The organism is Mesorhizobium sp. YM1C-6-2 (assembly GCF_003666685.1).
Classification (GTDB): Bacteria; Pseudomonadota; Alphaproteobacteria; order Rhizobiales; family Rhizobiaceae; genus Mesorhizobium_K.
Genome location: NZ_RCIZ01000042.1, coordinates 1 through 296, shown reverse-complemented (window position 1 = coordinate 296; position 296 = coordinate 1). Strand labels below are relative to the sequence as shown.

Annotated in this window: 1 protein-coding gene; it reads right to left on the bottom strand. The window is 38.2% G+C overall.

Annotation, left to right across the window (positions count from 1 at the left end; all coding sequences use genetic code 11):
• Nucleotides 1-45: 45 nt before the first annotated feature.
• Nucleotides 46-296, bottom strand: a 251-nt coding sequence (locus tag D8676_RS26615; RefSeq protein WP_348629045.1) for a sterile alpha motif-like domain-containing protein, incomplete at its 5' end; no start/stop codon positions are given.

The following is a 296-nucleotide window of genomic DNA, read 5'->3' as shown; positions in this document are numbered from 1 at the left end:
CCGATCTCGCTAACATGAGATGATGTGACTCCATGTATTCATGTATCATTGTACATTTGTGAATTGGTTGAAAACTGATAGTGCCCGTTTAATTACAGGTACTGAGATGCTTTCAGGACATGGATTTGTTCGAAAATATGACAATATTTCACTATGGCTCTTCACTTCTCTAGGGAAATTGCTATCTTGATTAATCCAATCAACCAATTCACCTAATGGTGTGTCATCACCAAGAAAACTTTGCATAAATTCGTAAAAGCTCAATACCTCACCTCGAATAACAAACTTGGGCCCGG